The 13856-nt window shown below is 38.6% G+C and carries 13 protein-coding genes and 1 riboswitch; all 13 genes read left to right on the forward strand.

Features of this window, described 5'->3' with window-relative positions; translation table 11 throughout:
- The first annotated feature begins 1151 nt into the window (after positions 1-1151).
- Positions 1152-1673: a DUF2179 domain-containing protein gene (locus AC6CHR_RS14460; RefSeq protein WP_498249879.1), complete on the forward strand. Its 522-nt coding sequence runs from the start codon at positions 1152-1154 to the stop codon at positions 1671-1673.
- On the forward strand, positions 1670-1870 hold the full coding sequence (locus tag AC6CHR_RS14465) for an NETI motif-containing protein (protein ID WP_498249691.1): 201 nt from the start codon (positions 1670-1672) through the stop codon (positions 1868-1870). The genes AC6CHR_RS14460 and AC6CHR_RS14465 overlap by 4 nt, the downstream gene beginning before the upstream one ends.
- A gap of 85 nt (positions 1871-1955) precedes the next feature.
- A riboswitch (purine riboswitch) is annotated at positions 1956-2057 on the forward strand.
- Between the two features lie 183 nt (positions 2058-2240).
- Positions 2241-2729, forward strand: a complete 489-nt coding sequence (gene purE, locus AC6CHR_RS14470) for a 5-(carboxyamino)imidazole ribonucleotide mutase (protein ID WP_498249692.1) — start codon at positions 2241-2243, stop codon at positions 2727-2729.
- Entirely contained in the window at positions 2716-3846 is a 1131-nt protein-coding gene (purK, locus tag AC6CHR_RS14475; RefSeq protein ID WP_498249694.1) for a 5-(carboxyamino)imidazole ribonucleotide synthase, read from the forward strand. Before purE ends, purK begins: the two co-directional genes overlap by 14 nt.
- Before the next feature lie 15 nt (positions 3847-3861).
- Complete coding sequence (purB, locus tag AC6CHR_RS14480) at positions 3862-5154, forward strand: adenylosuccinate lyase (protein WP_498249696.1); 1293 nt, start codon at positions 3862-3864, stop codon at positions 5152-5154.
- Positions 5155-5301: 147 nt separating this feature from the next.
- Positions 5302-6033, forward strand: coding sequence for a phosphoribosylaminoimidazolesuccinocarboxamide synthase (gene purC, locus AC6CHR_RS14485; protein ID WP_498249697.1), 732 nt, complete (start codon positions 5302-5304; stop codon positions 6031-6033).
- Positions 6021-6275 (forward strand): phosphoribosylformylglycinamidine synthase subunit PurS, encoded by a 255-nt coding sequence (gene purS / locus AC6CHR_RS14490; protein WP_498249698.1) that lies wholly within the window; start codon positions 6021-6023, stop codon positions 6273-6275. Before purC ends, purS begins: the two co-directional genes overlap by 13 nt.
- Positions 6272-6955: a phosphoribosylformylglycinamidine synthase subunit PurQ gene (gene purQ, locus AC6CHR_RS14495; protein WP_498249699.1), complete on the forward strand. Its 684-nt coding sequence runs from the start codon at positions 6272-6274 to the stop codon at positions 6953-6955. Before purS ends, purQ begins: the two co-directional genes overlap by 4 nt.
- Entirely contained in the window at positions 6939-9167 is a 2229-nt protein-coding gene (gene purL, locus AC6CHR_RS14500; protein WP_498249701.1) for a phosphoribosylformylglycinamidine synthase subunit PurL, read from the forward strand. Before purQ ends, purL begins: the two co-directional genes overlap by 17 nt.
- A complete protein-coding gene (gene purF, locus AC6CHR_RS14505; protein ID WP_498249702.1) occupies positions 9143-10555 on the forward strand; it encodes an amidophosphoribosyltransferase in 1413 nt (470 codons plus the stop codon). The genes purL and purF overlap by 25 nt, the downstream gene beginning before the upstream one ends.
- A gap of 129 nt (positions 10556-10684) precedes the next feature.
- On the forward strand, positions 10685-11725 hold the full coding sequence (purM, locus tag AC6CHR_RS14510) for a phosphoribosylformylglycinamidine cyclo-ligase (protein WP_498249704.1): 1041 nt from the start codon (positions 10685-10687) through the stop codon (positions 11723-11725).
- Positions 11722-12288: a phosphoribosylglycinamide formyltransferase gene (purN, locus tag AC6CHR_RS14515; RefSeq protein ID WP_498249705.1), complete on the forward strand. Its 567-nt coding sequence runs from the start codon at positions 11722-11724 to the stop codon at positions 12286-12288. Before purM ends, purN begins: the two co-directional genes overlap by 4 nt.
- A gap of 18 nt (positions 12289-12306) precedes the next feature.
- Positions 12307-13845, forward strand: coding sequence for a bifunctional phosphoribosylaminoimidazolecarboxamide formyltransferase/IMP cyclohydrolase (purH, locus tag AC6CHR_RS14520; protein WP_498249707.1), 1539 nt, complete (start codon positions 12307-12309; stop codon positions 13843-13845).
- The last annotated feature ends 11 nt before the right edge of the window (positions 13846-13856 follow it).

Consider the following 13856-nt stretch of genomic DNA (forward strand, 5'->3'; position numbering starts at 1 on the left):
TCTTCAGCGCCGATGGTAGTTGGGGGTCTCCCCCTGTGAGAGTAGGACGTTGCCAGGTAAATAAAAAAAAGATCAGTAGAGATACTGGTCTTTTTTGTTGTTTTTAAAGGTAAGTGATTAGAGAGAAAGACGGATTAAGAATTCTAGCCTGAGGAGGGAGAAGCAAGAAGGTCGAGGAAGCGCAGCGAGTGAAGACCGGAATGTGCGCACCTTGCACATGAGGATCTGAACGAACAAGATGACGAAGAGATTCGCTGCTTATCGCAAGCCGAACCTTGAACGGAAGTTAAGCTCTGGCGCCGAGGGTGTAGTTGGGGTCTCACTCTGTGAGAGTAGGACGACGTTACCGGATAAATAGAAATGAGTCAGTAGAGATACTGGTCTTTTTGATATGAAAAAGTATGAGGAATAAAAGTAACCACACAAGCCCGAGGGGTTGGTGAAGCAGGAAGTTGAGGAAGCAACATAGCAAGTGAAGACAAGTAAGTGCGCACCTGTACATGAGGTCATGAGCGAATAAGATGGTGAAGAGATTCGAGGCGCTTATCGCAAGGAAAGCCCTAACCTCGAGCACGGAAGTAAAGCTCTAGCGCCGGTTGAGAAACACATCGAGTGAAGACTGACAAGTGTGCGCACCCTGCACATGAGGATTTGACAAACAAGCTGAAGAAGAGTTTGGTTGATTATGCAAGCCGATGTGATGTAATCAACCAAACAAATATTCGTAAACTCCATTGCTAAGCATTGGAGGGTGTTTTTTAAATTGCTAAGATAAGGAGTGGATGTTCGGATAGCCGTTCATGTCCTGAATATCCAGGAAGTTGTAGGTAATCCTATTAATATAATGCTGTTTTCATAAAGATTGTTGTTTTTCGTAATAAGTAATTCTTTACGAAATTTGCCTATCTTCGTGCTCTTTTCGTTTAAATTACTCTGAAATCTCTCTGGAGATCGCTTCAATTTAGAACATAAAAATCTAAAAGCATTTTTATTAGTGCTAGAGCAACAAACTTTTAGAAAAGAGCCTAATATAAAGAACTTTTATAGAATAATACTGAACCATTGTAACAGGATTAGATCTTTAGTAAAATAAAGCCTAATTTACTTTGTTAATTGAAGGAGGAGTTGTATTGCTTCAAAATAGTCTTATAATGGTAGCAATCATTTTAATTATAAATATTGTGTATGTCACGTGTTTTACCATCAGGATGATCTTAACGTTAAAGGGACAGCGTTATTTGGCCGCGTTTATTAGTATGTTTGAGGTAGTTATTTATGTATTAGGGCTTGGGTTGGTTTTGGAGAATTTAGACCAAATTCAAAATTTAATTGCATATGCTATTGGCTATGGAATTGGTGTTATTGTAGGTATGAAGATTGAGGAAAAGTTAGCATTAGGTTATATCACTGTTAATGTGATCACAACAGAAATACAACAGGATTTACCGAAGCTACTGCGTGAAAAAGGATATGGTGTAACAAACTGGATGGCTAATGGCTTAGAAGGGGATCGGTTAGCTTTGCAAATACTGACACCAAGGAAATATGAACTAAGATTGTACGATACCATTAAAGAGCTAGATCCTAAGGCGTTTATGATTGTATATGAACCGAAAACGATTCATGGTGGCTTTTGGGTAAAAGCTGTGAAGAAAAGGAGAATTAAGGCATGACAACGAAGCCTAAAAAGCAAAAGTTTACTGTCGGAGAGCATGAATCGATTGATGATTGTTTAAATAGAATGCGACAGGATGGCTATTTTCCGGTTAAACGAATGGAAGAGCCAATTTTTAAAGAAGAAATCCGTGATAAAGAGGTGGAAGCTGTTCCTTGTGGAAGAAAGATTGTTTTTGAAGGGAAACTACTGTAAAAGCCGAACATTAACTTTTCTTACATATAAATTGTTCGATATTACGTTGACATAGGCAGTCGACATTGTTAATATATAACTTGTAAATAGTAATAAACGATAACCTCATATAAAGTTGGGAATATGGCCCAGAAGTTTCTACCCGATAACCGTAAATTATTGGACTATGAGGGAAAGTGTACGTATAAATGATTCGGATTGTTGTAGTTTATTAAAATCCGGCTCGATATACTGTACTTTCTCTATAAAAGGAGAAGTACATGTATCGAGCCTTTTTATTTTTATTATAAAAAAGGTTTAGAACTCCTGTGTCTTGTGTTGTTAATCAGGTGTTTGAACTTTCTTAGTGACTTTTAAAGGTGGGAAAAAGATGGAGCCGCTTATAGGTATAATTATGGGAAGTACATCAGATTGGGGAACGATGAAACACGCATGTGATATTTTGGATGAGCTACACATTCCATATGAAAAAAAGGTAGTATCTGCACATCGTACTCCTGATTTTATGTTCGAATATGCTGAGAATGCAAGAATTAGAGGTTTGAAGGTTATTGTTGCTGGAGCCGGTGGAGCAGCTCATTTACCAGGTATGGTTGCTGCAAAAACTACGTTACCAGTTATCGGTATTCCAGTTCAATCAAAAGCTTTAAATGGATTGGATTCCTTATTATCAATTGTTCAAATGCCTGGTGGAGTTCCAGTTGCTACAGTTGCTATTGGTAAGGCTGGTGCTACAAACGCAGGATTACTAGCTGCTGAGATCCTTTCAATTGCTGATCAAGAGGTAGCAAACAAACTTGATAATAGAAGAGAAGAGCTTCGATTGAAGGTTTTGGAGAGCAGTGATGAGCTTGAATAGGAATAAAATTCTTCCAGGTGCAACAATCGGAATAATTGGTGGTGGTCAATTAGGACGGATGATGGCGATTGCTGCTAGACAGCTTGGTTATCGGATTGCAGTATTAGATCCAACTGAAGATTGTCCATGTGGCCAGCTTGCTGATGTTGAGATCACCGCAAACTATGATGATTTGGACGCAATCAAGCAGCTGGCGGCCGTTAGTGATGTCATTACCTATGAGTTTGAAAATATTGATTATCAAGCTTTACACTGGTTAGAAAAAAATGCTAATTTGCCGCAAAAAAGCTCACTATTGTTACTTACACAAGATCGTGAAACAGAAAAGGCCGCAATTGAACAAGCGGGGTGTGAGGTAGCTCCATACAAAATTGTCCAGAGTGAAGAAGAGCTCTCCCAAGCTATCGAACTTCTTGGTTATCCAAGCGTGGTAAAAACGTGTAGAGGTGGATATGATGGAAAGGGTCAGGTAGTGATCCGGACAGACCAGGATATAGAGGATGCTGCTAAACTATTGCTATTGGGTACATGTATCGTGGAGAAATGGGTTCCTTTCGAAAAAGAAATATCAGTTATAGTCACAAGGTCAAAAACTGGAGAAACCAAAACGTTTCCAGTTGCTGAAAATATTCATAAAGATAATATTCTATATCAAAGCATAGTACCTGCACGCGTGACAGAGGATGTCTTGATAAAGGCAGAGAACTTAGCAGTTAAGCTTTCAAATAGCTTTGAACTTGTGGGGACACTTGCTGTTGAAATGTTTTTAACGGAGGATGGGGAGATTTACATAAACGAATTAGCCCCTCGTCCACATAATTCCGGGCACTACACAATTGATTTATGTGAAACAGATCAATTCGAACAACATATTCGTTCAATTTGTCAATTACCTTTAGGGCATACAACCTTACGTCAAAGTGGTCTAATGGTTAATATCCTAGGTGAGGACCTGCCTATTGTAGAAGAGAATATTTCGTTACTTGAAATAGCCAAACTACATCTATATGGTAAGAAAGATGCAGCTCCTAAAAGGAAAATGGGACATATCACGATTATGACTGACACAATTGAAAAAGAAATAGAGAGAACGAACCTAATGTGGGGCCAAAAATAGATCGGAGGAAGAAAAATGATTGAACGCTATACAAGACCTGAAATGGGTGCAATTTGGACGGAAGAAAACAAATTTAAAGCATGGTTAGAGGTTGAAATTCTTGCGTGTGAGGCATGGGCAGAGTTAGGAGCGATTCCGAAAGAGGATGCAGCTCTACTTCGCGAAAATGCATCCTTTGATGTGAACCGTATTAATGAAATTGAACTAGAAACTCGTCATGATGTTGTTGCTTTTACAAGAGCGGTTTCTGAAACTCTAGGTGATGAACGGAAATGGGTGCATTACGGATTAACATCAACAGATGTAGTTGATACAGCATTATCGTACCTTTTAAAACAAGCGAATGATATTCTTTTGAAGGATATTGAGAACTTCATTCAAATTTTGAAAGACAAGGCTTTAGAGCATAAGTATACAGTCATGATGGGTCGTACTCATGGTGTTCACGCTGAACCGACAACATTTGGTTTGAAAATGGGCTTATGGTATGAAGAAATGAAGCGTAACCTAGATCGCTTTAAGCGTGCTGCATCCGGAGTTGAATTTGGTAAAATCTCTGGAGCAGTTGGAACATATGCAAATATTGATCCGTTTGTTGAAAAATATGTCTGTGAAAAATTAGGTACGCAACCTGCACCGATTTCAACTCAAACATTACAACGTGATCGCCATGCAGAGTATATGGCAGCACTAGCATTAGTTGCAACCTCAATCGAGAAATTTGCTATTGAGATCCGTGGATTGCAAAAGAGTGAAACACGTGAAGTTGAAGAGGCGTTTGCAAAGGGACAAAAGGGATCTTCTGCCATGCCACATAAACGTAACCCAATTGGTTCTGAAAACATGACAGGTCTTGCACGTGTCATTCGTGGCTATATGTTAACAGCTTATGAAAATGTTCCATTATGGCATGAACGAGACATTTCTCATTCATCTGCTGAACGTATTATTCTACCAGATGCAACAATTGCTCTTAACTATATGTTAAATCGCTTTGGAAACATTGTGAAGAATTTAACCGTATTCCCGGAAAACATGAAGCGTAATATGGATCGCACACAAGGCTTAATTTATTCTCAACGTGTATTGCTTGCCTTGATTGATACAGGGATCTCAAGAGAAGAAGCGTATGACCTTGTTCAACCAAGAGCGATGGAAGCCTGGGAAAAACAAGTACCATTCCGTGGACTAGTTGAAGCAGAAGAGAAAATCACTTCACGTCTTTCTGCTGAAACAATTGAAGATTGTTTCGATTACAATTATCACTTAAAAGGTGTGGACGCGATTTTTGACCGCCTAGGTCTTTAATTAAGCTAAACCGTGTAGTAAAGCAGTGTATAGCAAGGGAATTCAAGCCCTTGCTATCACTTATGAAATAAAAACATGGTTAGATTATATAACAATGAAAACCGTACTAATTTAAAGGTTCCCAATATTCTGTTTAGGAGGGCTACAATGAACACTGAAAGGCTCGAATTACTATATGAAGGTAAAGCAAAACGCATTTATAAAACGAACGAACCTACAATTTTACTAGTATCTTATAAAGATTCTGCAACAGCCTTTAACGGTGTAAAGAAAGAAGAAATAACTGGAAAAGGTCGTCTTAACAATGAGATTTCCACTATAATTTTTGAAAAGCTATCAGCCAATAATATAGAAAATCATTTTGTTAAAAGGCTATCTGAAACAGAGCAGCTAGTAAAAAAAGTGACGATCATTCCGTTAGAGGTTGTCGTTCGAAATGTTGTCGCAGGAAGTCTTTCTAAACGGATTGGTATTGAAGAGGGAATTGAGATCAATAAGCCGCTTGTCGAGTTTTATTATAAGGATGATGAGTTAGGAGATCCGCTTCTTACAGAGGATCATATTGAGTTACTGGAAATTGCTACAAAAGAGCAAGTTGAAATATTAAAGATGCTTGCTAGAAAGGTAAATGAGGTTTTAAAAACACATTTTCTTTCTTGTGATATTAGATTAATAGATTTTAAATTAGAATTCGGAGTTACAGATGAAGGGAACATCATTTTAGCTGATGAAGTATCACCTGACACTTGTCGTCTATGGGATATAAATACAAATGAAAAGTTTGATAAAGACGTGTTCCGCAGAGGTATTGGAAGTTTAACAGATGCTTATGAAGAGATTTTAACTAGATTAGGGGGACAATCATCATGTACAAAGTAAAAGTTTATGTCACGTTAAGAGAAAGTGTTTTAGATCCACAAGGTACTGCAGTTAAGAGTGCGTTACACAGTATGTCTTATAACGAAGTTCAAGATGTTCGAATCGGTAAATATATGGAACTAACAATAGAAAAGTCAGATCGTGATCTTGATGTAGTAGTACGTGAAATGTGTGAAAAATTATTAGCTAATACAGTAATTGAAGATTTCAGCTACGAAGTACAGGAGGTTGTCACAAAGTGAAATTCGCTGTGATCGTATTCCCAGGATCTAATTGTGATGTTGATATGTTCCATGCTATTAAGGATGAGCTTGGCGCGGAAGTAGAGTATGTCTGGCATGATGAATCAGATTTAAGTCGCTTTGACGGTATTTTATTGCCTGGTGGTTTTTCATACGGTGATTACTTACGCTCTGGAGCTATCGCAGGTTTCTCAAATGTAATGAAAGAAGTCGTGAAAGCTGCTGAAGCAGGGAAACCTGTTCTTGGCGTATGTAATGGATTCCAGATTTTATTAGAGGTTGGACTACTTCCAGGTGCAATGAAGAGAAATGAGAATTTAAAATTCATGTGTAGACCAGTGAATTTAACGGTTGCTAATAATGAAACAGCCTTTACGTCTGCTTATAATAAAAATGAAGTGATTTCTGTTCCGATTGCCCATGGGGAAGGGAACTATTATTGTGATGAGCAAACATTACAAACGCTTAAAGAGAATAATCAAATTGTGTTTACGTATGAAACAAATCCAAATGGCAGCCTAGAGGACATTGCAGGTATCACAAATGAACGCGGTAATGTGTTAGGGATGATGCCACATCCTGAACGTGCAGTTGATGAGTTACTAGGAAGTGCAGATGGATTAAAATTATTTAAATCGATTGTGAATAACTGGAGGGAATCCCATGTCACTACTGCTTGAACCAACGAATCAGATGATAAAGGACGAAAAAATCTATAGACAAATGGGTGTAAGTGATGATGAATTTGCGCTTATTGAGAAAATCATGGGCCGTCTCCCAAACTACACTGAAATCGGCATTTTTTCTGTTATGTGGTCAGAGCATTGCAGCTATAAAAACTCGAAACCAATCTTGAAGAAGTTCCCTATCACAGGGGAAAAAGTATTGCAAGGTCCTGGTGAGGGTGCTGGAATTGTTGACATCGGTGATAACCAAGCAGTTGTGTTTAAAATCGAAAGTCATAACCATCCTTCAGCAATTGAACCATATCAAGGTGCAGCAACAGGTGTAGGTGGTATCATTCGTGATGTCTTTTCAATGGGAGCAAGACCAATAGCAATCTTAAACTCATTACGATTTGGAGAACTGAAATCTCCACGCGTTAAGTATTTGTTTGAAGAGGTTGTTGCTGGTATTGCTGGTTATGGTAACTGTATTGGTATCCCAACAGTTGGTGGGGAAATCCAATTTGATGACTCATATGAAGGAAATCCATTAGTAAATGCAATGTGTGTGGGTTTGATTAATCATGAAGATATTAAGAAGGGTCTGGCAACAGGCGTAGGCAACACAGTTATGTACGTTGGAGCGAAAACAGGTCGTGATGGAATCCATGGTGCAACTTTCGCTTCTGAGGAATTAACAGATTCATCTGATGAGAATCGTCCAGCAGTTCAGGTTGGAGATCCATTTATGGAGAAGCTATTACTAGAAGCATGTCTTGAGGTTGTTAAGTGTGATGCCTTAGTCGGTATTCAAGATATGGGTGCAGCGGGGTTAACTAGTTCAGCAGCTGAGATGGCTAGTAAAGCTGGTTCTGGTATCGAAATGAATTTGGACTTAGTCCCTCAACGTGAAGCAGGAATGACACCGTATGAAATGATGCTTTCTGAATCTCAAGAAAGAATGTTGCTTGTCATTGAAAAAGGACGGGAACAAGAGATTGTTGACCTATTCGAAAAATATGATTTAGAGGCTGTGACAGTCGGTACAGTGACTGATGATAAAATGCTTCGTCTTTTCCATAAAGGAGAATTGGTTTCAGAACTTCCTGTTGATGCATTAGCAGAAGAAGCACCTGTTTACCATAAACCTTCAAAAGTACCTGCGTACTATGAAGAGTTCCAACAAATGGCTGTTGCACCATTGTCAGTAGATAACTATAAAGAAACTTTAATAAATTTATTGAAACAACCAACTATTGCAAGTAAAGAATGGGTTTATGATCAATATGACTATATGGTTCGAACAAACACAGTTGTAGCACCAGGCTCTGATGCCGCGGTTATTCGTATCCGTGATACAAGAAAAGCTTTGGCTATGACGACGGATTGTAATTCTCGTTATCTTTACTTAGATCCTGAAGTAGGTGGAAGAATTGCAGTAGCGGAAGCAGCACGGAATATTGTTTGTTCTGGTGGAACTCCGTTAGCAATTACTGATAACCTGAACTTTGGTAATCCAGAAAAGCCTGAAATTTTCTGGCAAATTGAAAAAGCGGCTGATGGAATTAGTGATGCATGTCGAGTTTTAAATACACCTGTAATTGGCGGAAATGTCTCATTATATAATGAAACAAACGGGACTGCGATTTACCCTACACCAGTTATTGGTATGGTTGGATTAATTGAAGATACTGATTATATTACGACTCAAGATTTCAAAGAAGTTGGAGATTTAATTTACCTAATAGGTGAAACAAAACCAGAATTTGGTGGAAGTGAGCTACAAAAACTTACACACGGAAAAATATTTGGAAAATCACCTGAACTAGATTTAGAGATAGAAAGTAAGATATTAGGCCAAGTTTCAAAAGCAATTCGTGCAAACACTGTCGCTTCAGCTCATGACGTTTCTGAAGGCGGAGTTGCTGTTGCCTTAGCAGAACCTTTATTTGGAGGAAGTGGTTTAGGTGCATCTGTCACACTTACAGGTGATGCAACTGCTTCATTATTCAGTGAATCACAAACTAGATTCGTTGTTTCTGTTAAAAAAGAAAACCAACCAGCGTTTGAAAAATTAGTGGATGCGGTTTGTATCGGAGAAGTAACAAACTCTGAGAAACTACTAATTAAAAATGAAAAGAATGAATTACTAGTTGATGCTTCTGTTGAGGAATTAAAAAATGCTTGGAAAGGGGCTATCCCATGCTTGCTGAAATCAAAGGATTAAATGAAGAATGTGGCGTTTTTGGTATTTGGGGTCATAAAGATGCTGCCCAAATTACGTACTATGGTCTTCACAGCTTACAGCACAGAGGGCAAGAAGGTGCTGGGATAGTTACAACTGATGGTGAGAAGCTAACTGGAATGAAGGGCCTTGGTCTTATTTCAGAGGTATTCGGAAACGGGAAATTAAACGATTTATCTGGAAAAGCAGCTATTGGTCACGTGCGATATGCAACAGCAGGTGGGGGTGGATATGAAAATGTCCAGCCTTTACTTTTTAAGTCTCATAGTGGAAGTTTGGCTCTAGCGCATAACGGAAATTTAGTTAATGCCACACAGCTCAAGCATCAGCTTGAAAGCCAGGGGAGTATTTTTCAAACAACGTCTGATACAGAAGTGCTTGCACATTTAGTTCGACGCAGTGGATATAGAGATATGAAGGAAGCCGTTAAAAGTGCATTAACTGTCGTAAAAGGTGCTTATGCATTTTTGATCATGACTGAAACAGAAATGATCGTTGCACTTGATCCTAATGGTTTACGTCCATTATCAATCGGTGTCATGGGTGATGCTTATGTTGTGGCATCAGAAACATGTGCTTTTGATGTAGTGGGAGCAAAATATGAAAGAGATGTCCAGCCTGGAGAGTTATTGATTATTAATGACGAAGGAATTCGCTCTGAGCGGTTCTCGATGAATATTAATCGTTCAATCTGCAGCATGGAATACATTTACTTTTCCCGCCCAGATAGTAATATTGACGGGATAAATGTTCACACAGCCCGGAAAAATCTTGGTAAACGATTGGCTGTGGAATCTGAAATAGATGCAGATGTTGTCACAGGTGTTCCAGATTCAAGTATTTCCGCAGCGATTGGATTCGCTGAATTGACAGGAATTCCATATGAACTAGGATTAATAAAAAATCGATATGTTGGTCGAACGTTTATCCAGCCATCACAAGAGCTACGTGAACAAGGTGTGAAAATGAAACTATCTGCTGTACGTGGAGTAGTTGAGGGGAAACGGGTTGTCATGGTTGACGATTCAATTGTTCGTGGAACAACGAGTAAACGAATTGTGACCTTGCTTAGGGAAGCGGGTGCAACTGAGGTTCATGTTCGAATTAGTTCACCGCCGATTACAAACCCTTGCTTCTATGGAATAGACACATCTACCTCTGAAGAGTTGATTGCTTCAAATAATTCTGTTGAAGAAATTCGTCAACTCATTGGTGCTGACAGCCTTGCCTTTTTAAGTGTTGAAGGCTTAGTTGATGGAATTGGCCGACCATATGAAGGTGAGCTCAAAGGCCAGTGCTTAGCTTGCTTCACAGGAAGATACCCAACAGAGATTTACGCAGACACTGTCCTTCCACATGAAAAGGCATAATAAAAGCCTGTAACCTTGATTTGGTATAAGCAATGCAATAAAAATAAAAAATTGATAGGAATCGAGTATTCGATTCCTGTCTTACATTTAATAGATACATCAATTAATAGTTGGCAGGGGGAATCAGACATGTCCGATGTTTATAAACAAGCCGGTGTTGATATCGAAGCGGGTTATGAAGCTGTATCAAGAATGAAAAAGCATGTTGAAAGAACGATACGCACAGGCGTAATGGGTGGACTTGGTGGATTTGGTGGAATGTTTGATTTAAGTGAACTAGATTATAAAAAACCTGTGCTTATCTCGGGTACTGACGGAGTAGGAACGAAGTTAAAGCTTGCATTTATGGCGGACAAACATGATTCAATTGGAATTGACGCTGTTGCAATGTGCGTGAATGACATATTAGCACAAGGTGCAGAACCATTATTTTTCCTAGATTATTTAGCTTTAGGAAAAGCAAAACCGGAGAAAATCGAGCAAATTGTTAAAGGGATTGCTGATGGATGTGAGGATTCAGGCTGTGCATTAGTTGGTGGAGAAACAGCTGAAATGCCTGGTTTGTATGAAGAGGACGAGTATGATGTTGCTGGTTTTTCAGTTGGTGTCGTTGAAAAGGAAGAAATTGTTACCGGAGAGAACATTAAACCAGGACATGTTTTAATTGGTCTTTCTTCTAGTGGTCTTCATAGTAATGGATTTTCATTAGTTCGCAAAATTCTTCTTGAAGATCAAAAGCTTGATTTGAACACGATATACAAGCCATTTACTAAAACGCTAGCTGAGGTATTATTAACTCCTACTAGAATTTATGTAAAGCCAGTTTTAGATGTTATTAAAAAATTCAAAGTTGATGGTATGGCACATATCACCGGTGGTGGATTTATTGAAAATATTCCACGGATGCTTCCAGAAAATATGGGTGTAGAGATTGATAATGGTTCATGGCCATTACCAGAAATTTTTGATTTCCTAAAAGAACAAGGCGATCTGAGCGCTGAAGATATGTATAATGTCTTTAACATGGGTATTGGTTTTGTTTTAGCTGTCGAAGAAGAGCTTGTACAAGATGTAATGGGTAAGCTTAAGGCAAATGGTGAAAAATCTTATGTCATTGGTCGTGTGAAACAAGGTTCGGGTGTATCGTTCGGAGGAGGAGTTCTTCGATGAAGAAAATAGCTGTTTTTGCTTCAGGAAATGGCAGCAATTTTCAAGCGATACTCGATTCAATAAAACGTGGTGACTTACATGTAGAGCTAGGTCTTGTTGTTTGTGACAAGCCTCAAGCAGGCGTAGTAGAACGGGCAAAGGTAGCTGGTATTCCTGTTTTTTCCTTTTCTCCTAAGGAATATAAATCAAAGGTGCAATTTGAACATGAAATAATAGCTGCATTGCAAAGTCATCAAATAGATTTGATTTTTTTAGCAGGGTATATGCGTTTAATTGGTTCAACATTGCTTGATGCATATACGAATAAAATTGTAAATATTCATCCATCGCTTTTGCCAGCATTCCCCGGAAAGGATGCAATAGGACAAGCTTTTAGAGCTGGAGTTAAGATAACTGGTATTACCATCCATTATGTTGACTCTGGAATGGATACTGGTCCGATCATTGCTCAGAAGGCGATTGAAGTTGGCGATGGAGATAACGAAACTATGATAGCTGATAAAATTCATACTGCAGAACATGAACTATATCCCAAGGTTATTCAAGACCTGATTTCAAAATAATCTCTAGAGGTGAATAGAATGGCAATCAAACGTGCATTAGTTAGTGTATCAAATAAAGAAAATCTCGTACCATTTGTAACTGAATTAATTAAATTAGGTGTTGAAGTTATTTCAACGGGTGGCACAAAGGCATTACTTGAAGAGAATGGTCTTAATGTAATTGGTATTTCTGAAGTGACTGGATTTCCTGAAATTATGGACGGACGTGTAAAAACTCTTCACCCAAACATTCATGGAGGATTATTAGCTGTTCGTAATAACCCTAGTCATATGAAGCAGTTAAAGGAAAATAATATCGAAACAATTGATCTAGTTGTGGTAAATTTATATCCTTTCAAAGAAACGATCTCTAAACCAGACGTTGCCTTCCAAGATGCAATTGAGAACATTGATATTGGTGGACCTTCAATGTTGCGTTCAGCTGCAAAAAACCATGAAGATGTTACGGTTCTTGTCGATCCACAAGATTACAGTGTTGTATTAGAGGAATTAAAGGGAGCTGGAGAAGTTTCATTAACGCAAAAACAACGCTTAGCTGCAAAGGTGTTTAGACATACCGCAGCATATGACGCATTAATAGCCGAATTCTTAACGAACACAATTGGTGAAGAGGATCCAGAAACGGTTACATATACATTTGAAAAAAAACAATCGCTTCGCTATGGAGAAAACCCTCATCAAAAAGCAACATTTTATCAAAAACCATTCGTACCAGTTGCATCTATTGCTAATGCAAAACAGCTTCACGGTAAAGAACTTTCATTTAATAACATTAAAGATGCGGATGCTGCTTTGCAAATCGTTCGTGAATTTACAGAACCGGCTGCTGTAGCAGTTAAACATATGAACCCATGTGGTGTCGGTGTTGGAACTTCAACATTTGAAGCATTTACAAGATGTTATGAAGCTGACTCAACGTCCATTTTTGGAGGAATTGTTGCTCTTAATCACGAAGTTGATGTAGAAACAGCTAAAAAACTTCATGAGATTTTCCTAGAGATCGTTATTGCACCGTCATTTAGTCAGGAAGCATTGGATGTGTTAACGAGTAAGAAAAATCTTCGCTTATTAACAATTGAAGTTTCAGCGCAATCTAAGCCTGAAAAACAACTTCAATCAGTGCATGGCGGGTTACTTGTACAAGATGAAGATACACTTTCTCTTAAAGACGTAGAGGTAACGATTCCTACGAAACGTGAACCATCTGAGGAAGAATGGAAAGACTTAAAATTAGCATGGACTGTTGTAAAGCATGTTAAATCAAATGCAATCGTGCTTGCAAGGGATGAGATGACTGTTGGCGTTGGTGCTGGTCAAATGAACCGCGTTGGATCAGCAAAAATTGCGATTGATCATGCAGGTGAAAAGGCAAAAGGAAGTGCTCTAGGATCCGATGCATTTTTCCCTATGTCTGATACAGTAGAATCTGCTGCAAAGGCAGGAATTACAGCAATTATTCAACCGGGTGGTTCCATTCGTGATGAAGAATCGATCCGTATGGCAGATGAGTATGGTATTGCTATGGTATTTACAGGGGTACGTCATTTTAAACACTAATAAAGAGGTGT

It is taken from the genome of Metabacillus sp. GQ13 (genome assembly GCF_059758525.1).

What these genes read in the sequence shown, in the direction of transcription:
- AC6CHR_RS14460 (WP_498249879.1), top strand. Translation starts at nt 1,152, where the DNA reads ATGGTAGCAATCATTTTAATTATAAATATTGTGTATGTCACGTGTTTT.
- AC6CHR_RS14465 (WP_498249691.1), top strand. Translation starts at nt 1,670, where the DNA reads ATGACAACGAAGCCTAAAAAGCAAAAGTTTACTGTCGGAGAGCATGAA.
- purE (WP_498249692.1), top strand. Translation starts at nt 2,241, where the DNA reads ATGGAGCCGCTTATAGGTATAATTATGGGAAGTACATCAGATTGGGGA.
- purK (WP_498249694.1), top strand. Translation starts at nt 2,716, where the DNA reads ATGAGCTTGAATAGGAATAAAATTCTTCCAGGTGCAACAATCGGAATA.
- purB (WP_498249696.1), top strand. Translation starts at nt 3,862, where the DNA reads ATGATTGAACGCTATACAAGACCTGAAATGGGTGCAATTTGGACGGAA.
- purC (WP_498249697.1), top strand. Translation starts at nt 5,302, where the DNA reads ATGAACACTGAAAGGCTCGAATTACTATATGAAGGTAAAGCAAAACGC.
- purS (WP_498249698.1), top strand. Translation starts at nt 6,021, where the DNA reads ATGTACAAAGTAAAAGTTTATGTCACGTTAAGAGAAAGTGTTTTAGAT.
- purL (WP_498249701.1), top strand. Translation starts at nt 6,939, where the DNA reads ATGTCACTACTGCTTGAACCAACGAATCAGATGATAAAGGACGAAAAA.
- purF (WP_498249702.1), top strand. Translation starts at nt 9,143, where the DNA reads ATGCTTGCTGAAATCAAAGGATTAAATGAAGAATGTGGCGTTTTTGGT.
- purM (WP_498249704.1), top strand. Translation starts at nt 10,685, where the DNA reads ATGTCCGATGTTTATAAACAAGCCGGTGTTGATATCGAAGCGGGTTAT.
- purN (WP_498249705.1), top strand. Translation starts at nt 11,722, where the DNA reads ATGAAGAAAATAGCTGTTTTTGCTTCAGGAAATGGCAGCAATTTTCAA.
- purH (WP_498249707.1), top strand. Translation starts at nt 12,307, where the DNA reads ATGGCAATCAAACGTGCATTAGTTAGTGTATCAAATAAAGAAAATCTC.